Here is a 23,344-nt window from a genome sequence, read left to right on the forward strand (position 1 = left end):
CCCCTTACGTGTTAAGAGCTCAGTCTTTACCAAGACGACGACGCTTGTCTTGTTTTTCACGTTCGTTTTTGTTCAATACTTGTTTACGAAGACGAACTGATTCTGGTGTGATTTCACAGTACTCATCTTCATTCAAGAATGTCAACGATTCTTCAAGTGAGAAGACACGTGGACGTTTAAGAACGTTTGTCGTATCTTTCGCAGATGCACGCATGTTCGTCAATTGTTTCGCTTTAACGACGTTAACAGCGAGATCGACGTCACGGTTACATTCACCGATGATCATTCCTTCGTAGACTTCAAGGCCTGGCTCGATGAAGATCGTTCCACGGTCTTCGAGTGCAGAGATAGCGTAAGCAGTTGCTTTACCAGCTTCGATTGAAACCATAACACCACTGCGACGTCCACCGATGTCTGCATTGATGAACGGACGGTATTCTTCGAATGTGTGGTTCATGATTCCGTATCCACGTGTTGCAGATAAGAATTCATTCCGGTATCCGATTAATCCACGTGAAGGAACGATGAATTCCATTTTTGTTTGTCCGTTATCCATTGTTTGCATGTTCGTCAGTTCACCTTTACGGAGACCGATCGATTCCATGACGCCACCAGTATATTCTTCCGGTGTATCAATGACAACGCGCTCAAACGGCTCAACTTTTACGCCGTCTTCAACCTTGATGATTACCTGCGGTTTAGATACTTGAATTTCGTATCCTTCACGACGCATGTTTTCGATCAAGATACCGAGGTGAAGCTCACCACGACCAGATACGATCCAGCGGTCCGGCGAATCTGTGTTTTCGATGCGGAGTGAAACGTCTGTTTCAAGCTCTTTTTCAAGACGCTCTTCGATTTTACGCGAAGTGACGAGGTCACCTTCACGACCAGCGAATGGCGAGTTGTTGACGATGAACGTCATTTGAAGAGTCGGCTCATCGATACGAAGTAATGGGAGTGGATCAACGTGTGAAGTCGGGCAAACCGTTTCCCCAACGTTGATGTCTTCCATTCCTGCGATTGCGATCAAATCTCCAGCTTTCGCTGCTTCGATTTCGACGCGTTTCAGACCGAAGTAACCGAACAATTTCGTTACACGGAAGTTTTTGATTGATCCATCAAGTTTAGAAAGCGACACGCTGTCTCCAACTTTGATTTCTCCACGGAAGACACGTCCTACTCCGATACGACCAAGGTAGTTATCGTAGTCAAGCATCGTAACTTGGAATTGTAATGGATCCATGCTGTTATCAACAGGAGCCGGTGTGTGTTCAAGAATCAAGTCAAGAACGTTTGTAATTGTATCTTCTTGATTTTCAAGTTCAGGGTCAAATGAACTTGAGCCGTTGACTGCCGATGCATAAACGACTGGGAATTCGAGCTGATCTTCATCTGCTCCAAGGTCAATCAAGAGGTCGACGACTTCGTCAACAACTTCGAGCGGACGAACCATCGGCTTGTCAATTTTATTGACGACGACGATTGGCTGGAGACCTTGCTCAAGTGCTTTTTTCAATACGAAACGTGTTTGTGGCATACAGCCTTCACGTGCGTCAACAACGAGGATAACGCCGTCAACCATACGCATGATACGTTCTACTTCACCACCGAAATCGGCGTGACCTGGTGTATCAACGATGTTGATGCGTGTATTTTTGTAATCGATTGCCGTATTTTTCGCAAGGATCGTGATTCCGCGCTCACGCTCGATATCATTTGAGTCCATTGCGCGTTCTTCGACTAGTTCATTCGCACGGAATGTTCCAGATTGTTTTAAAAGCTCATCGACGAGTGTCGTTTTACCATGGTCAACGTGGGCGATAATCGCGACGTTGCGTAAATCATTTCTTACTACTGTTGTCATAGGTGTGTACCTCTTTCTGTTCATTTAAATAATCCATTAATACTTTCGGTCAACTTTAAGAGTATAGCACAGGTTGACTGGTAGTTGGCAATCACTTCGATTGAAGATGACAGCGAAAGCCTTTTCATTGTCCCTGATTCACGCTAAACTAAAGACGAGTTCATGTATTGTAAGGGGGAAATGACAAATGCGGATTCTTTTTTTATTGTTAGCCATCATCGCAGTTGGTTCGATGGCTTCCATCGGTATTTTTATTGCGGAACAAAACGTACTCATGATTGTCGTCTCACTTCTTCTGACCATCGGGACAATGGGAATCGGCTTCGTTTTAAAAGCGCGTTTACGTAAACAAGCTTAAACGCCCTCTACGGGCGTTTTATTTTTGCACGTACGTCAATACGTCCTCAACGAATTGTCGGCTTCCCGCCAGTACGCTCGTCTGTTCAAGATACGTCATGTCCGCCCCTTCGATCGTCCCGACACGTCCTCCGAGTTCTTCGATCAACACTTGTCCGCCTGTATAATCCCAAGGCATATTCCGCATCGTGATATAACCGTCGACCCGTCCCGCCGCGACCCAAGCGAGTTCAAGTGAAGCTGCACCGACAGCACGAACACCAACCGCATCACGGACGAGTGGTGCCAACAAATTAGAATCGATTCGTCGATTTGACGTCACCCATGTCGCATTCATGCAAATGATGGCTTCTTTAACCGATCTCTCTTTAATGGGCGCGAGCCGAATCCCGTTTTCATAAGCCCCTTGTCCTTTAATGGCATGAAACAGTTCATCGGCCATCACATCGTAGACGAACCCGTAGCGTAGCTCTCCTTCTACCATGATGGCAATGGAAATCGCGAATAAACGTTTTTGACGGATGAAGTTCATCGTCCCGTCAATCGGATCGACGAACCAAACCGTTCCTTCTAATGTATCCGGACGAACGATTCGACCTTCCTCTCCGTACACATGATGATCGGGATAGCGATCCAAAATTCCTTGAATCAATAAATCTTCGACATGTTGATCAATTTCTGTGACGAGATCACTTTTGTTTGTTTTTTCTTCTATATGATACGCTTGATCCATCTTTTGACGAATATATTTTCCTGCCCGCTTGATTAGATCGATCGCATGTAATTCCATACCTTGCATCTGACTCACCCTTTCCGTCTCCTTCAGACCGTCCTACATTTTCATGATAACAAAAAAAATCAACCAACAAAAATTTCGCTGGTTGATTTTGGGATTATTTTATTATCGTTTATTCTATTTTAAAAGGTAACATCTTGTTTACGCTTCAAGACGAACCATCTCTTGACGGTATTTTTCAAGACGTTCCTTACTGGCACCCATCGCTTCCGTATCACTTGCTACGATTGCGTCATGCAATGTCGCAAGTTCATAATCGATCTCAAGGCGCAATACAGGAATGCGTTTTTCTGCATCTTTTCTTTTGTATGCTTCGATCACTTGTTTCACAGTAACCACACTCCTTCGCGGGATAAAAACTCAGTTGTCAGACAATTGCGACTAATTAGTGGATTGAATCCATAATAGTACGATTCAACTTAGATGTAAAGTATCTATTTTTAATTTTTACAGTTGTACGATATCGTCTTGTATGTAGTATATAACCAATTTTTGTTTTTTCTAAACAAGCAACCCCTCTTCTGAACTGTCAGAAAAGGGGTTGCTTGAGATAACGATTTAATTACTTTTTCAAACGCAACAAGGCATCTGTTTGTTTTCTTGCTTGTTGAACAGCACGGTAGCTCGAACATCCTGTTTCCTCAAAATAAAATTGATCCAGTTGTTTTTCTTCTGACTTTGAATTGACGATGGTTTTAAAAGCTTGATATGCATTTAAAAAGACAGTACGATCGATCCCTTTTTCGTAAGCCTCCTCGACAATATTAAAAAATTGGATGACTGTAACGATTTCGTCCGTCGACCAGTCTGGATTAATCGGATAATTGACCGCCATTGTGACACTTCCTTTCTTGACGCTTCTTATTTTACAACGAAATCGAACATAAAACAGTTGCAACCTCATGAAAACTTGTTATAGTTAGCTTGTTTGATTGTTTTTTTATTCGGTTTTAAGGGGGGAAATCTGGTGCAAACAAAAAGCTTAACACAGCTCGATACACCTTTGTTCGATGCGCTGCTGGCGCATGCGAAACGTCAACCAATTCAATTTCATATTCCCGGTCATAAAAATGGCCAAGGGATGGATCCTGCTTTTCGATCATTTATCGGTCAAAATGCGCTCGATATTGATTTAATCAATATCGCTCCGCTTGATGACCTTCATCATCCAAAAGGCATTATCAAAGATGCCCACCGACTTGCGGCGCAAGCCTTCCATGCTGACGAAACATTTTTCTCGGTTCAGGGAACTTCAACCGCCATCATGGCAATGATCATGAGTGTCGTCGGTCCGGACGATAAAATTCTTGTTCCGCGAAATGTCCATAAATCGGTGATGTCGGCTATCGTTCTTTCTGGAGCGCATCCGATTTTCATTCATCCGGAATTTGACGAAATGTTCGGAATCGCTCATGGTATCACACCAAGTGCCGTCGAACGTGCACTCAGCCTGCACCCGGATACAAAAGCCGTCCTCGTCATCAATCCGACGTATTTCGGCGTTGCTGGCGACCTGGAGAGCATCGTCACACTGGCACATAGTAAAGGGATTCCCGTCCTTGTCGATGAAGCACACGGCGTCCATATCGCGTTTCACGATGATATGCCATTATCCGCAATGCAGGCAGGCGCTGACCTTGCTGCGACGAGCGTGCATAAACTTGGTGGCTCTTTAACAGGGAGTTCTGTCTTAAACGTCCGTCGTGGTCTTGTGTCACCGGATAAGGTGCAAGCCGTCCTCTCGATGCTGACGACAACTTCAACCTCTTATTTGTTGCTTGCGTCACTCGACTGTGCACGTCGTCACCTTGCCATCAATGGTGAGGCGATGAACCGTCGCGCACTCGAACTCGCGACACGGATGCGGATGGGGCTCGCCAAGCTTCCTTATCTCGCTGTCTTCGGAGAAGCCGATCTGCACTCGAGTGCAACCTTTGCCTTCGATCCGACAAAAGTCTTGATTTCTGTCAAAGGACTAGGAATTTCCGGTCATCTCGTCGAGGAATTTTTACGGGAAGAACACCGGATTGAAGTCGAACTGTCCGACTTAAACAACATTTTGTTGATCATCACTTCCGGTGATTCAGAAGAGACGATTGACGCTTTGCTCACAGGAATGGCTGAACTGGTCGAACGACACCGTGATACGGGTTCAAAAACCGCTTCCCACTCGATTGTCTTACCCGATATCCCTGCGCTTGCGCTCAGCCCGCGGGACGCCTTCTATGAAGAGACGGAAACGATTCCGCTCGCAGATGCGGTCGGCCGTATTTCGGCAGAATTCATGATGGTCTATCCGCCTGGTATCCCGATCTTCATTCCGGGGGAAATGATTACGACCGACAACTTGGCGTACATCAAAGAAAACATCGAAGCCGGTCTGCCGGTTCAAGGACTGGAAGATCACACACTCGAAACCATCAAAGTCATTCAACAATCCAATGCCATCCGGTAACGGGTTTTATTCAAAAAATCCTGCAGGTGCGTAAAGCACCTGCAGGATTTTTTAGTCCGCCTGTTCATAACGGGGGACATCAGGCAACAGGGTTCCCAAAAAGTCTCCGACCGCCCCTGTATCGATCGGATCCACGTCAAGTATCCGGTGCAAGACATCTGCGTCGAGGACATCTTCATGATCCAACAAAGCCGCACGTCCGCTGCTGAGGCTGACGACCAACATCTTCCCGAAAAACTGACCTGTAAAGATCACGCCAAAATCATATCGGGCATGATCGGTTGTGACACCAATGAATCGGACCTTATCCATTTCTGAGACATGATACAATTCTTCGACCAGAGACAATTGAGGTTCCACTGCAACTCACCCTCTCTTTTTTTATTCTTTTCCTATTTTTAAGCAGAGTTAAACGAACAAAAAAAGACCTTGAAACGGTCGGCTCCCCGTTTCAAGGTCTTAGTGACTTATTTAATGATGTGGATTGGGCTTCCGATTGCTACTTCAGCTGTTTCCATTGCGATTTCACCGAGTGAAGGGTGTGCATGGATTGTGAGTGCGATATCTTCAGCAGTCATTCCAGACTCGATTGCGAGTCCCATCTCTGCGATCATGTCAGATGCGCCTGTACCAGCGATTTGAGCACCGATCAAGAGACCGTCTGATTTACGTGTGATCATTTTCAAGAAGCCGTCCGGCTCGTTGAGTGCAAGAGCACGTCCGTTTGCAGCGTAAGGGAATTTAGAAGCGAGGTAATCAAGACCTTCTTCTTTTGCTTGCGCTTCTGTATAACCGACCGTTGCGAGTTCTGGGTCTGTGAAGACAACCGCAGGAATCGCACTGTAGTCGAGGTATGCCGGGTGTCCAGCAGCCGCTTCAGCAGCGATTTTCGCTTCGAATGAAGCTTTGTGTGCAAGTGGTGGTCCAGGAACGATGTCACCGATTGCGTAGATGTTTTCGTTCGACGTACGGCACTGATCGTCGATTTCAACAAGTCCGCGTTCGCTGACTTTGACTTCTGCCATTTCAAGACCGAGATCAGATGTGTTCGGGCGGCGACCAACTGTGACGAGGACATAGTCCGCTTCGACAGTTTGTGTTTCACCTTTGACTTCAAACGTAACTTTCACGCCTTCTTCTGTCTCTTCAACACTTTGTGCAAGTGCTTCGTTGTGAATCGTGATGTTTCCTTTTTGTTTGAGCTTTTTCTTGACGACTTGCGTCATTGCCGGCTCGAACCCAGAAAGGATATCTTTTGTTCCTTCTAAGATGACAACTTCAGTATCAAAGTTTGCATACGCTGTTCCGAGCTCCATTCCGATGTATCCTCCACCGATGACGATGAGTTTTTTCGGAAGTTCAGGAAGGTTCAAAGCTCCTGTTGAAGAAAGGACACGTTTTGACCATTTGAATGCTGGAAGTTCGATTGGAGTCGAACCTGTTGCGATGATACATTTTTTGAATTTGTAAGGTGTAGAAGAATCTTCGTTGATGATACGAACTGTATCTTCAGATTGGAAGTACGCTTCCCCAACAACTGTCTCGACGTTGTTACCTTTAAGAAGGCCACCAACACCGCCAGTCAATTTGTTGACGACAGACTGTTTCCAAGATTGAACTTTTGAGAAATCGACTGCAACGTTTTCAGACGTGATTCCCATTGAGTCAGAACCTTTTGCGTGTTGGAAGTTATGTCCAGCTGTGATCAAGGCTTTTGATGGGATACATCCGACGTTTAAACAAACACCACCGACGTTTTCACGTTCGACGATTGTTACTTTAAGTCCAAGTTGCGCACCGCGGATTGCAGCGACGTAACCACCAGGGCCAGCCCCGATTACGAGTAAATCTGTTTCTTGTGCGAATTCACCTACTACCATTGCTTATCCCTCCATAATGAGAAGTTGTGGGTCGTTCAACAAGCGTTTAACCAAGTTAAGCGCGTTTTGTGCAGTTGCACCATCAATGAGACGGTGGTCAAAGCTGAATGAAAGAGCGAGTACTGGTGCCGCAACGATTTCACCGTTTTTGACGACTGCTTTTTCAGCAATACGGCCGATTCCGAGAATTGCAACTTCTGGGTGGTTGATGACCGGTGTGAACCATTGTCCGCCAGCAGAACCGATGTTTGTAATCGTGATCGATCCGCCTTTCATTTCCTCACCAGAAAGTTTACCTTCGCGTGCTTTACCAGCAAGATCGTTGATGTTGTCTGCTAATGCGAAGATTGATTTACGGTCCGCATCTTTGACGACAGGAACAACAAGACCGTTGTCTGTGTCTGCTGCGATACCGATGTTGAAGTAGTTTTTGTAAACGACTTCTTCGTTGACATCGTCGATTGATGCGTTGATGGCAGGGTATTTCTTAGCCGCTGCTGTCAATGCTTTCACGACGAATGGAAGGTATGTCAATTTCGTACCTTGTGCCGCTGCAACTTCTTTGAAGTTTTTGCGAAGAGCAACAAGATTCGTTACATCGACTTCGTCCATCAACGTTACGTGTGGAGCTGTGTGTTTCGAGTTGACCATTGCTTTCGAAATCGCTTTACGGATTCCTTTGATCTTCTCGCGTGTTTCAAGTTCAGGCTGAGCCGCAACGTAAGGTTTCACTTCAGATTTAGATGCTGAAGCTTGTGCCGCTGGTGCTTTTTCTTCTGTTGCTGGTGTAGCTGAAGCAGAAGATTGTCCACCGTTTGCGAATGCATCGATGTCTTCTTTGACAACACGACCGTTGTCACCAGAACCTTGAACTTCACGGATGTCTACGCCTTTTTCACGCGCATACTTACGTACTGAAGGCATCGCGATGACGCGTTCTGATTTATGGATTTGAACTTCTGTTGGCTTGTCTTCGACTTTGCTGTCTGTGTCTTGGACATCTTTTGCGTTATCTGCTGCTTTAGGTTGTTCTGGAGCTTCTTCTTCAGAAGGAGCTGAGCCTTCACCTTCAACGTCGAATGTGATCAATACGTCGCCAACGACGGCTACGACACCTTCGTCTACTGTTACTTCTTTAACTGTGCCATCAACTGGTGACGGGATTTCAACGACTGCTTTATCGTTTTGGACTTCAAGAAGAATGTCATCTTCTTTGACCGTGTCGCCTGCTTTAACGAACCACTTTACGATTTCACCTTCGTGAATACCCTCACCGATATCCGGTAATTTGAATTCAAATAAACCCATTTGAATTAGCCTCCTTTTATTTCACTCTTCAAAGTCGATTGTTATCTTTAAAACGGAAGCAAGGAGAGAATTGCCTCTCTCCTTTTTTCCGGTTCACGCTTAGAAATTGTAAACTGTTTTCACTTTTTCAACGATATCTTTGTGGTCCGGGAGCCATGCATCTTCACCTTGTGCGAATGGGAAGATTGTATCAGGAGCCGCTACACGAAGAATCGGTGCTTCAAGATCAAGAATTGCGCGCTCTTGAATTTCAGTTGCGACCATTGCAGCCACACCTGCTTGTTTCTGAGCTTCTTGAACGACGACAACACGGTTCGTTTTCTTAACTGATGCAACGATTGTGTCGATGTCAATCGGGCTGATTGTCATCAAGTCGATGATTTCAACGCTGATGTTTTCTTTTTCGAGCTCTTCAGCTGCTTTAAGTGATGCGTGAACCATTGCACCGTACGTTACGATCGTCACGTCAGTACCTTCACGTTTGATGTCTGCTTTTCCGAGTTCGATCGTGTAATCGCCCTCTGGTACTTCACCGCGGAATGAACGGTACAGTTTCATGTGCTCAAGGAACACAACTGGATCGTTATCACGGATTGATGCGATCAAAAGACCTTTTGCATCATACGGAGTTGAAGGGATGACGACTTTAAGTCCTGGTGACTGAGCCATTAATCCTTCCAAGTTATCTGCATGAAGCTCAGGTGTTTTAACACCGCCACCGAATGGTGAACGGATTGTGACAGGTGCGCTGTACGTGCCGCCTGAACGGTAACGTAAACGTGCGAGTTGTGCCGCTACAGAATCAAATACTTCGAATACGAATCCGAAGAATTGGATTTCCATGATTGGACGGAAACCAGTCAAGCTGAATCCGACTGCAAGACCACCAATACCAGACTCGGCAAGTGGTGTATCGAAGACACGGTCTTCGCCTAATTCGTCTTGAAGACCTTCTGTCGCACGGAATACCCCACCGTTTTTACCGACGTCTTCACCGAACAAGAGAACTTGCTCGTCGCGTTTCATCTCGACGCGCATTGCGTCAGTGATCGCTTGGATCATCGTCATTTGTGCCATGGGTTATTTCGACTCCTTTGCTGTATACTCATCAAGCTGCTCTTGCAGGTTTTGTGGTAACTTTTCAGCCATCACGTTGATGAAGTCTGTTACTTTTTGTTTTGGTTCTTTATCTGCTTGAGCGAGTGCTTCTTTAACATCCGCTTTTGCTTGTTCAATCACTTCGTTTTCTTTGTCTTCGTTCCAAAGACCTTTTGTTTCCATGAACGCACGGAAACGAACGAGTGGATCTTGTGCTTGATACTCATCGTCCATATCTTTTGTACGGTAACGTGTTGGGTCATCTCCAGCAAGTGTATGTGGTCCGTAACGATATGTGAGTGTTTCGATCAATGTCGGTACACCGTTCAGTGCTTCAACACGAGCTTGTTTTGTTGCTGCGTAGACGGCAAGAACATCCATTCCGTCAACTTGAATTCCGTTGATACCCGCTGCAACAGCTTTTTGCGCGATTGTTTTCGCCATCGATTGTTTTTCAACCGGTGTCGAAATCGCAAAACGGTTGTTTTGGACAACGAAGATCGCAGGTGCTTTGAATGCTCCGGCAAAGTTCATACCTTCGTAGAAGTCACCTTGTGATGATCCGCCATCACCTGTGTAAGTGATTGCGACTTGTTCTTTTCCACTTTTCTTAAGACCGAGTGCAACACCAGCAGCCTGCACGATTTGTGCACCGATGATGATCTGTGGCATTAAGACGTTTACACCTTCAGGAATCTTACCGCCTGTGATGTGTCCACGTGAGAACAAGAATGCTTTATAAAGCGGGAAACCGTGGAAGACCATTTGCGGAATATCACGGTAACCTGGAAGGATCCAGTCATCTTTATCTAAAGCGAATTGTGAACCGATCATTGACGCTTCTTGTCCTGCGACTGGCGCATAGAAACCAAGACGTCCTTGACGGTTGAGTGAGATTGCGCGTTGGTCCCAAATACGTGTGTAGACGAGACGACGCATTAATTCCGTAAGCTCTTCATCTGAGAGGTCCGGCATAGCGTCTTTGTTGACGACTTCACCTTTCTCATCCAGAATGCGGAATGTTTCAAAGTTTTCTTCCACGTTTTTAAACATGTTTAAGTTCATCTTTTCACCTCATCCTTTCACTGTGCTCAGCGAAATATTCCTCTGACTGATTTGCTCACATACGAATAGTGTTCAAAAAATGAAGTCCCGTATGACCTTTTCTTGAACATATATCTGTGTACCTATCCAGTTGAGTAAACTGTATTAACATGACGAGACATAAATGCATGTCTTGTTCATTACGTTACAAGTATAAAACTGTAACACCCATAAAATCAAAGGAAATGTTTTATTTTTTTTAGCGGATGTTCTTGTGAATGACCTCACATTCGAAGAACGCCTTTACTTCTGTACTATTCATCAATTCACAGCTGTGTTAGTTATTAATATTCCTCCTTTGATATGCTATAATTTTTTTAGATGAAAGGGGTGCTGTTCATGATTACCATGAATGAGATTGTCCGGGAAGACGTACCTTCGCTTCACGAACGATCTGTCGATGTTACCTTCCCACTGAGTGAGGAAGATAAAGAAACGATGCGTCTTATGATGGAATATTTATCCAACAGTCAAGACGATGAATTAGCTGAAAAATATGATTTGCGTAGCGGGATCGGATTAGCCGCTCCTCAGATTGGAGTCAATAAACGAATGTTCGCCGTTCGTTTACAAGACGGGGATGACATTCTCGAGTTCGGGATCTATAATCCTAAAATCGTCAGTCATTCCGTTGAACAAACGTATCTTGCCGGCGGCGAAGGCTGTTTATCCGTTGACCGGGAAGTAGAAGGTCATGTACCGCGCTATATGCGTATTACCCTGTCTGGCATCGATCATAACGGAAATCCGGTAAAATTAAGATTAAAAGGATTAAAAGCAGTCGTCTGTCAGCATGAATACGATCACTTGGACGGTATCATGTTCTATGACCGAATCGATAACAAGGAGCCGTTCAAGGATTACGGTTCACCGCTCTGAGAAACGCATACAAAAAGACATTCCCACGATGTGGAAATGTCTTTTTTTGTTATACTTCCATGATGATCGGCATGACCATCGGATGACGTTGTGTTTTTTCTGTCAAGTAAGGTGTCAACGTGTCGTTGATGACTTGCTTGATATCCGTCCATTTCGTGTTTCGGTTCGCTAACGATTGTTCAAGCGAACGTTTCAGCAAACGTTCTGCATCTTTAATCAGGTTTCCTGATTCACGCATGTAGACGAATCCGCGTGAGATGATGTCTGGTCCTGAAACGAGACGATTGGTTTTCGAATCGAGTGTCACGACGACGACGACGAGACCTTCTTCCGAAAGAATGCGCCGGTCGCGCAGGACGATATTACCAATATCTCCAATCCCTTTTCCATCTACATAGACGGCATTTGCCTGAATTTTGCCGGTAATCGCTGCAGCATTAGCATCGAGTGCTAATACTTCACCATTATCCATGACGAAACAGTTTTCTTCCGGTACACCGGCGTCCATCGCAAGTGACATGTGTTTTTTCAACATGCGGTATTCTCCATGAATCGGCATGAAGTATTTGGGTTGCAACAGACGAAGCATCAACAATTGTTCTTGTTGGCTGCCGTGACCTGATGTATGGATGTCATTCAGCTTGCCATACATGACGTCCGCGCCCGCTTTGTACAATTGATTAATTGTTTTTCCGACAGAAACGACGTTTCCTGGAATAGGGGACGACGAGAAGATGACTAAATCATCCGGAATGATGGAAATCTGACGGTGTGTCCCGTTGGCGATTCGGCTGAGAGCTGCCATCGGTTCCCCTTGTGATCCCGTACAAAGAATCGTCAATTCATTTGATTTATATCGTTTCATCTCGTTTGGCTCAATAATTGTTCCTTTTGGTGCTTTAATGAAATCAAGCTCCTGACCAATCATCATGACTTTATCCATACTCCGTCCGAAGACGACGATTTTACGTCCGGCTTCGACCGATGCATTAACAACTTGTTGCAGACGATAGATATTAGAAGCAAAGGTCGCAAAGATAATCCGACCTTCCGCTTTACGGAAGATGTTTGAGATTGTATCTCCGACGACGCGTTCGCTCATTGTAAATCCTTCAATCTCGGCATTCGTCGAGTCAGACAGCAAGCAAAGAACACCTTCCTTGCCGAGTTCTGCCATCTTCGTCAAATCAGCTGGTTCCCCGACCGGCGTGAAATCAAATTTAAAATCACCCGTATGGACGATATTGCCTTGCGGTGTTTTGACGACGACTCCAAACGAGTTTGGAATCGAGTGTGTTGTCCGGAAAAACGAAATGCTCGTTTTACGGAATTTGATGATGGAATCCTCATCAATCTCATGTAACTCGGCCGTCCGTAATAAACCGTGTTCTTCGAGTTTTACTTTAATGAGACCAAGTGCAATTTTCCCAGCATAGATTGGTAAGTTGACCTGCTTAAGTAAAAATGGCAGTCCCCCAATATGGTCTTCGTGACCGTGGGTGATGAAGACTCCTTTTACCTTGTCTTTGTTTTTGATCAAATACGTGTAATCTGGAATGACATAGTCGATCCCAAGTAATTCATCTTCAGGGAACATGACGCCGGCGTCGATGACGATGATCTCATCTTGAAACTGAACGACGTACGTATTCTTCCCGATTTCTCCTAAGCCGCCGAGTGCGAAGACGGCTGCTTGATGGTTTTTAACAAATTTCATGCGAACGTTTCAACCTTATAGTCTGGGCTTAGTTTTTCATATTCCAAAAATTCTCCGCTTAACTCACGGATGAATTCGACATTGATTTCTTTGATGAGGTGATCAATCGCTGTTCGCACTTCACGAATGTTCTCTCCCTCAACATACATCACTTCTGTCCGTTCCCGTACCGGGGCTTCTGAACGAAGCGGTTGATAAAATACTTTAAAAATCATGTTTAGCAACTCCTTATCAGTCCATTGTTTTTTGTCCTTAGATTAGTATACACGATATCCTACTATTTTTTCATCCTATTCCTAATCCAAGGTCGGCGTAAACGTTAACGCTATGCTATAATTCCACATGTATCCGGCTGAACAGCCAATTAAAAAGAGAAGGTGAAACCATGGCAAATCAGAAAGTCGTCTTTTTCGATATCGATGGAACCTTACTTCACGATGGTCATTTTGTTCCAGAGTCGACCAAACAAGCAATTAAACAGCTACAAACGAATGGTGTATATGTCGCCATCGCGACCGGACGGGGTCCGGCGATGTTGTCCGGTGTACGTGAACTATTGAATATCGACACGATCATTGGTTACAATGGTCAAATTGTCGTTCATCAAGATGAGGTCATTTACAGACGACCACAACCGATTGCAGATCTCGAGCATTTGACAGCCCGCGCACAAAAAAATAATCATACACTCGTCTATTTGGGTGAAACGCAAGGATTCTCAACGAAGCCATCCGATCAATTGGTCCAGGAGTCGCTTGGCGAACTAGACATTCCTTTACCGGTATTTGAAGAACATGCCCTTAAGACACATGACGTCTTCCAAACACTTGTCTACTGCACGGCAGAAGAAGAAGCGGAGTATGTTCAAAACTACGAAGCTTTTGATTTCATCCGCTGGCATCCGAACGCCATGGACGTCATCAACGTCGGTTCGTCAAAGGCAGACGGCATCAAACAATTCCTGAAGCTGACGAACATCCGGCGCGAAGATACATTTGCGTTTGGGGATGCATTAAATGATTTAGAAATGTTACGTTATGTCGGGACGGGCATCGCGATGGCCAACGGTCTTGAGGAAACAAAGGCGGCCGCAGATTTCGTCACGAAACACATTCTCGAAGACGGAATCGCTTACGGTCTTAAAGAGTTTCAACTGATTTAACGACCAGGATTGAAAAGGCTGAGGAGCGATTCCTCAGCCTTTTTTCATCAGTTTCTTACTTTATGAATCGCGCGTTCCAGTCGATCCAAGTCGTCATTTTCACCAATGACGACTAAGTAATCCCCTTTTTCAATCAACTCGTCCGCCTGTAAGGAAATCATGACGTTTTCCCCTCGCTTGATTGCAACGACGTTCGCTCCGTATTTACTCCGTAAATCCAAATCAATTAATGTCTGGTTTGCCATCCGATCACTGACTTTAATCTCCACGATCGAAAACTCTTGTGATAGGTCAAGATAATCTAAGATGTTGGAACTCATCAGTCCATTTGCAATCCGGACACCCATGTCCCGCTCAGGGTGAACGATGAAATCAGCACCAATTTTCCTCAGTACTTTTTCATGGTAGTCATTTGTCGCCTTAACAGTAATCGACTGGACGCCGAGTTCCTTCAAAATTAAAGTTGTTAAAATCGATGCTTGGATGTTTTCACCGATCGCAACGATAACATGATCAAAATTACGAATGCCGAGACTTTTTAAGACATTCTCATCCGTCGTATCAGCGATGACGGAATGCGTCGCAATCCCCATGTATTCGTTAACGCGTTCTTCATCTGAATCGATCGCTAAAACATCATATCCGTTTTTCGATAGCTCTCGAACAATCGATCCCCCGAATCGTCCTAAACCGATTACTGCAAACTCTCCATTCATGTTCAACTCTCCTTCATATTTCTGCTTCAGTAGTAGTGTACCCGATTCCCCTTTAAATTGCTATGAACGCTTTTATGATGCCGTTTCCCCCTACTTTTTTTACGAAACGGCAAAAAAAGTGTGCCATCTTTTTGCAGACGGCACACTTGGTTTTCAGGATCAGGATTTCGATTTTTTCCCACTGACATAATCGTTGTCAAACAAGAAGAGTCGGAGAATCAAATACAGAGCCGGAATCAATAACAATAATCCGAAGATGAAAACGACGACGAGTGCTGTTGCCATCGTTTCGTTGACGACTGCTTTATTGATGTCAATATAGGGGTACAAAATGTACGGAAGATGGGTATATCCATATCCGAACCAAGCGACACCGTACTGAGCCATAACGGCAATAAAGGCAATCCCGTAGTTCTTTTTCAAATAGATGAGCGTGACCGCAATACAGAAGAACAAGAAACTTGCTGCGAACCACCACCAGTTGCCGTTCAAAATATTTTCATAATGCCAAGCAGCCTGATTTTTCAAACCGAAGAAAACAAGTGCACAGACGACAATCGTTGGAATACTCCAGAACAACGCCCATTTACGAATGAGTGGTGTCGCGTTCTCGTCTTTTGCTTTATCCGCATAAAACAGAAGGAACATCGCACTGATGTACAGAACGGAAACGATGGCGAGCGCAACAACCGTCCAAGAATAAAAGTTCGTAAACAGTTTTGTTCCCAAGAACTCCACCGTCTCATTTGTTTTACGAATGAAGCCACCTTGACTGATTGTCAAAGTAGTCGACATTGCTGCTGGAATTAACAATCCTGTCGCTCCGTATAAGAACGTATAGAACATGCTGTCGTTCGAACCATAGTTGGCAAAGGCATAAAAGCTACCACGAATCGCAATCAACACTAAGACGATTGAGGCTGGAACAAGTAGAGCTGTCCCGTAATAATAAGCCGTATCCGGAAAGAATCCGACGAGTCCGACAAAGAAGAAGACGAAGAAGACGTTCGTCACTTCCCAGACCGGTGAAAGGTATCGCAGAATCAGACGATTCGTTAAATGATCCCGTTTTGTATATTTTGAATAGAACGCGTAAAAACCGGCACCGAAGTCAATTGAGGCAACGATGAGATATCCATAAAGGAACGTCCAAAGTACGGTTATTCCAAGTGTTTGAATGTCCAACTCGTTCCCTCCTTATTTATTGTCGTCCGCAAACATCGCTTCACCACGTGTATGATGATCATCCGCGAGTTCTTTACCGACAGGGTTATTTTTAAACATCCGAAGCAAGACGACTGTACAGATCGTTCCGAGCAACAGATAAAGTAAACTGAACAAAATCAACATCGGTCCGACGGCTGTCGATGTCGTTGCCGCATCAGCCGTTCTCATAATACCATAGAGGGTCCATGGTTGACGCCCGATTTCTGCATACATCCATCCTGCTTCAATCGAAACGATGGCAAGTGGTCCACCGATGAAGATACCACGTAATAACCACTTGTTATACGGATTCAGCTTTTTGAGGCGGAATGCCAGTACAAACAGCGCGGATACGGCGGCCAAGTACATTCCGATTGATACCATGATATCAAAGAAATAGTGGACAAACAGTGGTGCTTGGTCCTCTTTCGCAAACTCATTTAAACCGATAACTTCCGTATCAGGTGCTCCGCCTGCAAGAATCGATAGTGCATACGGAATTTTGACGGCCCCTTTGATTTCATAACTGCCGTCTTCTTGTTCATCTAAAATACCACCGAAAATCAGTTCGGCTTCACTTGTCGTTTCAAAATGCCACTCTGCAGCCGCTAATTTTTCCGGCTGGTATTTGGCTAAATATTTTCCCGAGAAGTCTCCGACAAGTGCTGTCGAGAACGCAAAAATCAAACCGGCCATGACTGTTAAGCGAAGGGCTTTTTTGTGATATGCCGTTTCGGCTGCCGACAATGTTTTTTTCCGAAGAAGATGGAAAGCCGCGATCGCTGCCAAAATGAAGGCTACCGTCAGATAGGCAGAGACGATGACGTGTGTCGCTTTTGTTGGTGTCGCCGTATTGAACATTGCTTTTAACGGTTCGATTTGTGTCAACGTTCCGTTAACGATTTTAAATCCTTCTGGCGAGTTCATGAACGAGTTGACCGTCGTAATGAAGAAAGCGGATAACGTCGCACCAATGACGACAGGAATCCCGATCAACCAGTGTAACCATGGGTTTTTGAAACGATCCCATGTGTAGAGGTAAATACCGAGGAAAATCGCTTCAAAGAAGAAAGCAAATGTTTCCATAAAGAGCGGTAAGGCAATCGTTTGACCGGCAACTTGCATCAAAGACGGCCATAAGAGCGATAATTGTAATCCAATCGCCGTTCCGGTCACGACACCGACCGCTACCGTTACGATATAACCGCGCGTCCAACGTCGTGCTAACAGAATATAGTCTGAATCTTTTCGTTTAATTCCGATGTACTCTGCTGCGAGTACCATCAATGGAACCCCTACTCCAATCGTCGCAAAGATGATGTGGAATGCTAATGTGAGCCCTGTCAATAATCGACTGAGCATGACTGGATCATTGAACATGTGTATAGCCCCCTCTTTCTAAACATACTTCTATATATTGTTTATATCCGTATCATAGAGAACATAATCATTTGTGTCTGTTCTTAATGTTTGATGTAACAAATTGTTCACATATACACGTGATTAATTTCACAAAACGTTCGAAAACTGTTCTCTTCTATAAAATGAAAGCCCTTTATTCATTTTTTCATGAATAAAAGGCTGATTGTCACGTCTTTTGTTTAGACGTATTCGCGGAAATAATGATCTAGTAAATTAATCACGAAGGGGATAGCCTCTTCATCTGGATTTAAGGTCGGTTGGTGCAATCCGGACGTTGCATTATTGACTCCGAGCCAAAACATCATGCCCGGGATTTCTTTTAACATGAAACCGAAATCTTCTCCCGTCATCGCGGCATCACATTCCACATAAGTAGCGTTCATTTTAACGAAGGACGAAAATTTATCCACAATTTTTTGATCGTTGACGACTTCGTAGTAACGATTGCCGAACTGGAGATCAATCTTCACACCAAACGAAGCTTCGATACCGCGGACAATATCCCGGACACGTTGCTCCAACTTCTCCATATCCGCACCGTTAAGCGCCCGCATCGTTCCGTCGAGTAATGCTCGACCGGCAATAACATTTTCACGGATTCCGGCATCAACTTTACCAATCGTAATGACACCACAGTTCATCGGATTGATGGACCGGCTGATAATCGTCTGAAGTTGCATAATTAAAGCCGCTTGGGCCACGACTGTATCAATTGTCAGGTGTGGGAAAGCGGCATGACCACTTTGACCATAAATCGTAATATGGACTTCTCGTGCGCTGGCAAACAATACACCAGGCCGACTCGCAATGGTACCGACCGGGTATTCCGGTGCGACATGCAGCCCGTACATCTCACTCGGACGATATTTTTCAAACAATGGACTCTTGATCATCGGTTCCGCTCCACCCGGTCCTTCTTCTGCCGGTTGGAAGAGGAAAACGACATCGTCCATAATCGGAAGCTCAACGATCCGGCGCAGCAAACCTAAGGCGATGGATGCATGAACATCATGTCCACAGGCATGCATGAACCCCGGATGTTCGGAGCCAAACGGCAACCCTGTTGCTTCTTCGATCGGCAAGCCGTCAATATCCGCCCGATACCCGATTGTCCGGTTTCCTGTCAATCCTTTCACACGAACGAACACCCCCGTTTCGAACGTGTCATAACTGACCCGATCCGCCGGATAAGAACGGATTTGATCGAGAATAAAAGCTTGCGTTTTAAACTCCTTGAATCCCGGTTCCGGTATTTTATGAAGTTCTCGCCGCATTTCAATTGCGTATTCCATCTGACTGACTTCCTCCTTCTTCTTTGACAATGTCCCAAAACGCCTGGACTTGTTTTAACTCAAGCATCGACTCTGTCGACAAAATCCAAGTGTCGCGTTTTAAAATTTTTCCGGATGACGTCTTCAACGGAATTTTCATTACGTCGCGCGCTTCATGAATCGTCGATTCGGGCAGGATAGCGAATCCGATTCCATGAAGCGCCATCTGTTTGCACGTCTCAATCTGGTCAACGACGAGTGTCCGGGCTGGCGGACTAGAAAAACGATCTTGCCACCATTCCAAAATTTCTTGATAGTACGTTGAATCACTTTTAAATTGAATGAACGGCCGTTCTGTTTTTCGTAGTTGTTCCAGAAATGTTAATTCGCTGTCGACCAGGTAGAGCGGGTCAGAGAACAGTCGTTCTTTGACGCCTTTCCAGTCGGGATTCCCGCGAATGATGCCGATATGAAAATGTTCTTCCAACATATGACGCATCATTTCACTCGACCATCCTGTGACGAGTTGGACACGGACGTGCGGATATCGTTCAACAAAGCGTTTTAAGACGCGTGGCAACCAGTATTGTCCCATGATGGAAGCCACTGCAATTCGAAGTGTCCCGTAGACTGCGCCTTCTTCTGCCGTCAATTCACTTTTTAATTCTAATTCTTTGCGATTCATTTCTTTGGCGAGTCCGATGACCTTCTCCCCTTGAGGGGTGATGCTGAGACCACGGGACGAACGAATGAACAACTTCGTCGCCCAGCGCCGCTCAATCGCGACGAGACGTTGACTGAGGGCAGGTTGCGACACGAAAAGCCGCTCCGCCGCCCGTCTCATGTTTAATTCCTCCGATAACGTAATCAACATTTCCATTTCCGACACTTGCAATGTATGATTCGACTCCTCATGATATAAGATGGCATTAGTTTAACACGTTAGAGAGGAAGGTACATATGTCACGCTATCATTTTATGTTGATCGTCTCAACGATTGCGACCTTGGGTAGTCTGTACTTCAGCGAAGTCCGAGGATTCATCCCCTGTCCGTTATGTTGGTGGCAACGTCTGTTCATGTATACGACAGCCATTTACCTGCTCGTTTCACTTTTTCGAAATCGTCCGGTCGACCGCTTTTTCATTCGCTTATACACGCTACTCGGTTTCGCGGTCGCGGCCTACCATGTCGTCCTGGAACGTTTACCGGATGGAGAAGCCCTATGCACGAATGGTTGTCTAATCAAATGGGTCAACTATTTCGGTTTCTTGACGATTCCGATGATGAGTTTGATTGCTTTTACGATTTTGGTTGGTCTCGCCTTTTATCCGCAACAAAAAAACGCTCATTGAGCGTTTTTTTGTTGCCATGCTTCTGCAACGGTATACGCACTCGAAAACGATAACTCGGATAACTGCCCTTCTCCTTCACACCAATCTCCGACGAAAGCGACCTTTTCCTCACGCTCTTCATCCATGAAGCAAGGCAGAGCAACTTGTCCCATCTTCCACTTGATTTCTTGTACGATCGCCCGCTTCATCGTGCGTTCCGTCACCAACTGTTCGCGCCATCCTGCGTAATGCTGATCGAGCAGACGATGGATTTGTTGCACTTTTCTACTCAAGTAATCCGGATCACCGACACGATCATGAACTAAATACGCGACGACTTGCAGAACTTGACCATTTTTTGGCGCGATACTTGGGTCGTAATGGGATAAATCCGTCACGAATAATTGGTGCGTACGATCATACACATAGGAAAAAGGTGTCTTGATATAAGGATGCACCCCCACATCATAGACAAGAACTTCAACCGGTTCATATTGGGCATACGGTTCGATGAACAGCTGAATCGGTGTCGGTAAAGCAAGCTTCCGCATCTCTCGGGGTGGGATGGCCAACACGATGCGGTCGACGGTCCATTCGGCCTTTTTTCGATCGCGTAGCCGGTAACCGTCGTCACTTTCTTCAATGGCTGTAATTTTTGTTTTACGGTGAATCGTTCCGTCGTGTAGCATGATCACGCGTTCCAGTTCATTGATGAGAACCTGCCAACCACCGGCAATATAGGAAACCGGTTTTCGGGTTCGAAATAGTTTTTTGTAATAGTTGAAATAGACGTCTGATGGGATGTTTTCAGGTTCCGCCGTGAAAAAATTACTGGAAGCTAAATCAAGCATCAATCGCGCGACGTCTGCTTCCACCTTTTGTTCGGTCAACCACTGACCAATTGATAGCGCTCGGTCTCCCTGTTCGAGATGTAAGACGGTTTTGACGACTTCCCATGTAAACCGGAGCTTATCGGTTCCACCGATGACTTCCGTTTTCAACAGACCAATTGCATTGGCAGGAGCAGCAGTCAGATGACCTGCAAATTCATATTTTGCTTTTGCGGACGAAAAATCCAACCAGGTGATATCTAACTTCAACTGTTTAATAATTGTCCGCAACATCGATTGATCGCGTGCATAAACGGCGTGAGCCCCGTAATTAAATGTAAAGCCTTTGATCACTTGTGAAGTCGCTCTCCCGCCTAGCAAACCGGTATCATACAACTGAACTCGTTTTCCTTGTTGTGCGAGAAGAGCAGCCACTGACAAACCTGCTAATCCGCCACCAATGATTCCAACCGTCTCCACCTCATCACCTCCAGCTTTTCAAAAAGATGCTACCCTTTTTCTTTTCCCGATTATGGACGAAAAAAACGACAGCTCAGTCGGCTGTCGTTTTTTTGTGATGACTCATTTCCACCAAACATCAAGAGGTGAGACCGGCATATGGTGTTTATGCCCCACTCGTTTGTACTGCCCTTCCAATTTCGCGGCACTTTCGCTCGAAATCGACTTTCCTTCCAGATAATCATCGATTTCATCATAGGTCATACCGAGTGCTTGTTCATCCGGTAAACCGGGTTGATTGTCCTCCAAGTCAGCCGTCGGTACTTTTTCAATCAGGGCGTTTGGTGCCTGAAGATGACGGAGTAACTGTTTTCCTTGACGTTTGTTGAGCCCTGTCAGTGGTGTAACATCACAGGCGCCGTCTCCGTGTTTTGTATAAAATCCGGTCACGAACTCTGCAGCATGATCCGTTCCGACAACTAAACAACCAAAGTGAGCTGCGAGATCGTATTGCACCTTCATCCGTTCCCTTGCCTTTGTATTTCCTTTACTGAAGTCAGACAGTTCCTGTCCCGTTGCTTGTTCAAATGACGCCATTGATGCGTCGACAGCCGGTTTGATGTCGACACGTAACGCATGATCCGGACGGATGAAGGATAATGCGAGTTGTGCATCAGACTCATCTTGTTGTTGACCGTGCGGCAAACGGACGGCATAAAATTGATAGTCGCGTCCCGTTTCGCTTCTCAACTCTTCGACCGCCAGTTGGCACAAACGCCCCGCAAGCGACGAGTCTTGTCCACCCGAAATACCGAGTACAAACCCTTTTGCCCCAGTGTGCAACAGATACTCTTTTAAGAACTGAATGCGTTGCTTAATTTCCTCTTCTGCTTGAATGACCGGCTTGACGCCCGTCACTTGAATGATGTCTTGTTGCATGAAACATTCACTCTCCTTTTTCATTCTCAATTTTCTGGCGATCGGTCATGACGGATTCAGGCGTCCCTTCCACCTGTCGAATCGTTGACGCCTCAATTTGGTCCGCTCGACTAGACTGCGGAAGCTCGATTCTGACTTCGTATCGCTTAGTCTCCAAAGCTTTAAACGTTTCCTTTTCAATCGCTTGTGTAAATACTTGTTCTTGCGAGAACGTGTACAGCACTTTTCCCGTTTCGTCTTTGACAAGCAACTCAAATCGCTGGGACGTCGGGAAGGTCACTGTCGTATCCTGCTCATTTGGATTCTTCAGTAAAACAATCGCTTCTACGATTCTCGATTCCGATTGTTTCGCCGACACCGCGATTGTCATCGGCTGACTTGTTACTTCATTTTGTGCTGTTTGTTTATTCTGGCTGTTTTTTTCTGGTTGCGCACAACCTGCGAAAACGATCGCTAATAAAACGAGACAAGATAACCGGGTGATCCACTTCAAAACATCGTCCCCTCTCTTCTCTACTACAGATTTTAGCACAAAAAAGAGGAGGA

24 protein-coding genes are annotated in these 23,344 nt (G+C 45.3%); 5 read left to right on the forward strand and 19 right to left on the reverse strand.

Annotation, left to right across the window (positions count from 1 at the left end):
• Window positions 1–19 precede the first annotated feature (19 nt).
• On the reverse strand, window positions 20–1,867 hold the full coding sequence (gene typA / locus ACHA8N_RS01690; protein WP_214720597.1) for a translational GTPase TypA: 1,848 nt from the start codon (window positions 1,865–1,867) through the stop codon (window positions 20–22).
• A gap of 187 nt (window positions 1,868–2,054) precedes the next feature.
• On the opposite strand from typA, the gene ACHA8N_RS01695 reads away from it, so the two are divergent.
• Window positions 2,055–2,225 carry a DUF5325 family protein gene (locus tag ACHA8N_RS01695; RefSeq protein ID WP_393964524.1) on the forward strand — a complete coding sequence of 57 codons (171 nt, stop codon included), beginning with the start codon at window positions 2,055–2,057 and terminating at the stop codon, window positions 2,223–2,225.
• Window positions 2,226–2,243: 18 nt separating this feature from the next.
• Here the strand turns inward: ACHA8N_RS01695 and ACHA8N_RS01700 are convergent, their stop codons facing one another.
• From ACHA8N_RS01700 to ACHA8N_RS01710, 3 genes are all read right to left on the reverse strand, one after another.
• Entirely contained in the window at window positions 2,244–3,023 is a 780-nt protein-coding gene (locus ACHA8N_RS01700) for an inositol monophosphatase family protein (protein WP_393964536.1), read from the reverse strand.
• 138 nt (window positions 3,024–3,161) lie between these two features.
• The gene (locus ACHA8N_RS01705) at window positions 3,162–3,350 is read right to left on the reverse strand and encodes a hypothetical protein (RefSeq protein ID WP_012370874.1); all 189 of its coding nucleotides are present in this window, start codon (window positions 3,348–3,350) and stop codon (window positions 3,162–3,164) included.
• 232 nt (window positions 3,351–3,582) lie between these two features.
• Window positions 3,583–3,855, reverse strand: a complete 273-nt coding sequence (locus tag ACHA8N_RS01710; protein WP_393964525.1) for a UPF0223 family protein — start codon at window positions 3,853–3,855, stop codon at window positions 3,583–3,585.
• A gap of 132 nt (window positions 3,856–3,987) precedes the next feature.
• Here ACHA8N_RS01710 and ACHA8N_RS01715 point away from each other — a divergent pair, with 132 nt between their 5' ends.
• Entirely contained in the window at window positions 3,988–5,475 is a 1,488-nt protein-coding gene (locus ACHA8N_RS01715; RefSeq protein ID WP_026832515.1) for an aminotransferase class I/II-fold pyridoxal phosphate-dependent enzyme, read from the forward strand.
• A 51-nt stretch (window positions 5,476–5,526) separates the two neighbouring features.
• On the opposite strand, the gene ACHA8N_RS01720 is transcribed toward ACHA8N_RS01715, so the two are convergent.
• From ACHA8N_RS01720 to pdhA, 5 genes are all read right to left on the reverse strand, one after another.
• On the reverse strand, window positions 5,527–5,835 hold the full coding sequence (locus tag ACHA8N_RS01720; protein ID WP_393964526.1) for an SAV0927 family protein: 309 nt from the start codon (window positions 5,833–5,835) through the stop codon (window positions 5,527–5,529).
• 107 nt (window positions 5,836–5,942) lie between these two features.
• On the reverse strand, window positions 5,943–7,355 hold the full coding sequence (lpdA, locus tag ACHA8N_RS01725; protein ID WP_026832513.1) for a dihydrolipoyl dehydrogenase: 1,413 nt from the start codon (window positions 7,353–7,355) through the stop codon (window positions 5,943–5,945).
• A gap of 3 nt (window positions 7,356–7,358) precedes the next feature.
• Window positions 7,359–8,663 (reverse strand): dihydrolipoamide acetyltransferase family protein, encoded by a 1,305-nt coding sequence (locus ACHA8N_RS01730; RefSeq protein ID WP_393964527.1) that lies wholly within the window; start codon window positions 8,661–8,663, stop codon window positions 7,359–7,361.
• Window positions 8,664–8,762: 99 nt separating this feature from the next.
• Window positions 8,763–9,740, reverse strand: coding sequence for an alpha-ketoacid dehydrogenase subunit beta (locus tag ACHA8N_RS01735; RefSeq protein WP_026832511.1), 978 nt, complete (start codon window positions 9,738–9,740; stop codon window positions 8,763–8,765).
• Window positions 9,741–9,743: 3 nt separating this feature from the next.
• On the reverse strand, window positions 9,744–10,826 hold the full coding sequence (pdhA, locus tag ACHA8N_RS01740; RefSeq protein WP_012370881.1) for a pyruvate dehydrogenase (acetyl-transferring) E1 component subunit alpha: 1,083 nt from the start codon (window positions 10,824–10,826) through the stop codon (window positions 9,744–9,746).
• Between the two features lie 378 nt (window positions 10,827–11,204).
• Between pdhA and def the strand changes: the two genes are divergently transcribed.
• Entirely contained in the window at window positions 11,205–11,744 is a 540-nt protein-coding gene (def, locus tag ACHA8N_RS01745; protein WP_147510772.1) for a peptide deformylase, read from the forward strand.
• Between the two features lie 49 nt (window positions 11,745–11,793).
• Here def and rnjA read toward each other — a convergent pair whose 3' ends face one another.
• Together rnjA and ACHA8N_RS01755 are read right to left on the reverse strand one after the other, a co-directional pair.
• Window positions 11,794–13,461, reverse strand: a complete 1,668-nt coding sequence (gene rnjA, locus ACHA8N_RS01750) for a ribonuclease J1 (RefSeq protein WP_147510771.1) — start codon at window positions 13,459–13,461, stop codon at window positions 11,794–11,796.
• On the reverse strand, window positions 13,458–13,676 hold the full coding sequence (locus tag ACHA8N_RS01755) for a DNA-dependent RNA polymerase subunit epsilon (protein WP_012370884.1): 219 nt from the start codon (window positions 13,674–13,676) through the stop codon (window positions 13,458–13,460). Before ACHA8N_RS01755 ends, rnjA begins: the two co-directional genes overlap by 4 nt.
• A gap of 170 nt (window positions 13,677–13,846) precedes the next feature.
• On the opposite strand from ACHA8N_RS01755, the gene ACHA8N_RS01760 reads away from it, so the two are divergent.
• Window positions 13,847–14,623 carry a Cof-type HAD-IIB family hydrolase gene (locus ACHA8N_RS01760; protein ID WP_393964528.1) on the forward strand — a complete coding sequence of 259 codons (777 nt, stop codon included), beginning with the start codon at window positions 13,847–13,849 and terminating at the stop codon, window positions 14,621–14,623.
• Between the two features lie 47 nt (window positions 14,624–14,670).
• On the opposite strand, the gene ACHA8N_RS01765 is transcribed toward ACHA8N_RS01760, so the two are convergent.
• The 5 genes from ACHA8N_RS01765 to ACHA8N_RS01785 all read right to left on the reverse strand — a co-directional run bounded on the left by ACHA8N_RS01765 (window position 14,671) and on the right by ACHA8N_RS01785 (window position 20,133).
• On the reverse strand, window positions 14,671–15,339 hold the full coding sequence (locus ACHA8N_RS01765) for a potassium channel family protein (RefSeq protein WP_147510769.1): 669 nt from the start codon (window positions 15,337–15,339) through the stop codon (window positions 14,671–14,673).
• A 159-nt stretch (window positions 15,340–15,498) separates the two neighbouring features.
• A complete protein-coding gene (locus ACHA8N_RS01770) occupies window positions 15,499–16,524 on the reverse strand; it encodes a cytochrome d ubiquinol oxidase subunit II (protein ID WP_147510768.1) in 1,026 nt (341 codons plus the stop codon).
• A gap of 12 nt (window positions 16,525–16,536) precedes the next feature.
• Entirely contained in the window at window positions 16,537–17,925 is a 1,389-nt protein-coding gene (locus ACHA8N_RS01775) for a cytochrome ubiquinol oxidase subunit I (RefSeq protein WP_147510767.1), read from the reverse strand.
• Window positions 17,926–18,146: 221 nt separating this feature from the next.
• Window positions 18,147–19,259 (reverse strand): N-acetyldiaminopimelate deacetylase, encoded by a 1,113-nt coding sequence (locus ACHA8N_RS01780; protein WP_147510766.1) that lies wholly within the window; start codon window positions 19,257–19,259, stop codon window positions 18,147–18,149.
• A complete protein-coding gene (locus ACHA8N_RS01785) occupies window positions 19,243–20,133 on the reverse strand; it encodes a transcriptional regulator CcpC (protein WP_393964529.1) in 891 nt (296 codons plus the stop codon). Before ACHA8N_RS01785 ends, ACHA8N_RS01780 begins: the two co-directional genes overlap by 17 nt.
• Before the next feature lie 65 nt (window positions 20,134–20,198).
• Here ACHA8N_RS01785 and ACHA8N_RS01790 point away from each other — a divergent pair, with 65 nt between their 5' ends.
• Window positions 20,199–20,591, forward strand: coding sequence for a disulfide bond formation protein B (locus ACHA8N_RS01790; RefSeq protein ID WP_393964530.1), 393 nt, complete (start codon window positions 20,199–20,201; stop codon window positions 20,589–20,591).
• On the opposite strand, the gene ACHA8N_RS01795 is transcribed toward ACHA8N_RS01790, so the two are convergent.
• From ACHA8N_RS01795 to ACHA8N_RS01805, 3 genes are all read right to left on the reverse strand, one after another.
• Complete coding sequence (locus ACHA8N_RS01795; RefSeq protein WP_393964531.1) at window positions 20,585–21,880, reverse strand: FAD-dependent oxidoreductase; 1,296 nt, start codon at window positions 21,878–21,880, stop codon at window positions 20,585–20,587. The genes ACHA8N_RS01790 and ACHA8N_RS01795 overlap by 7 nt on opposite strands.
• Window positions 21,881–21,982: 102 nt before the next feature.
• The gene (gene nadE, locus ACHA8N_RS01800; RefSeq protein WP_393964532.1) at window positions 21,983–22,798 is read right to left on the reverse strand and encodes an ammonia-dependent NAD(+) synthetase; all 816 of its coding nucleotides are present in this window, start codon (window positions 22,796–22,798) and stop codon (window positions 21,983–21,985) included.
• 7 nt (window positions 22,799–22,805) lie between these two features.
• The coding region (locus tag ACHA8N_RS01805; protein ID WP_393964533.1) for a BsuPI-related putative proteinase inhibitor at window positions 22,806–23,344 on the reverse strand (539 nt) is incomplete at its 5' end.

The organism is Exiguobacterium sp. S22-S28, from assembly GCF_043359615.1.
GTDB lineage: Bacteria > Bacillota > Bacilli > Exiguobacteriales > Exiguobacteriaceae > Exiguobacterium_A.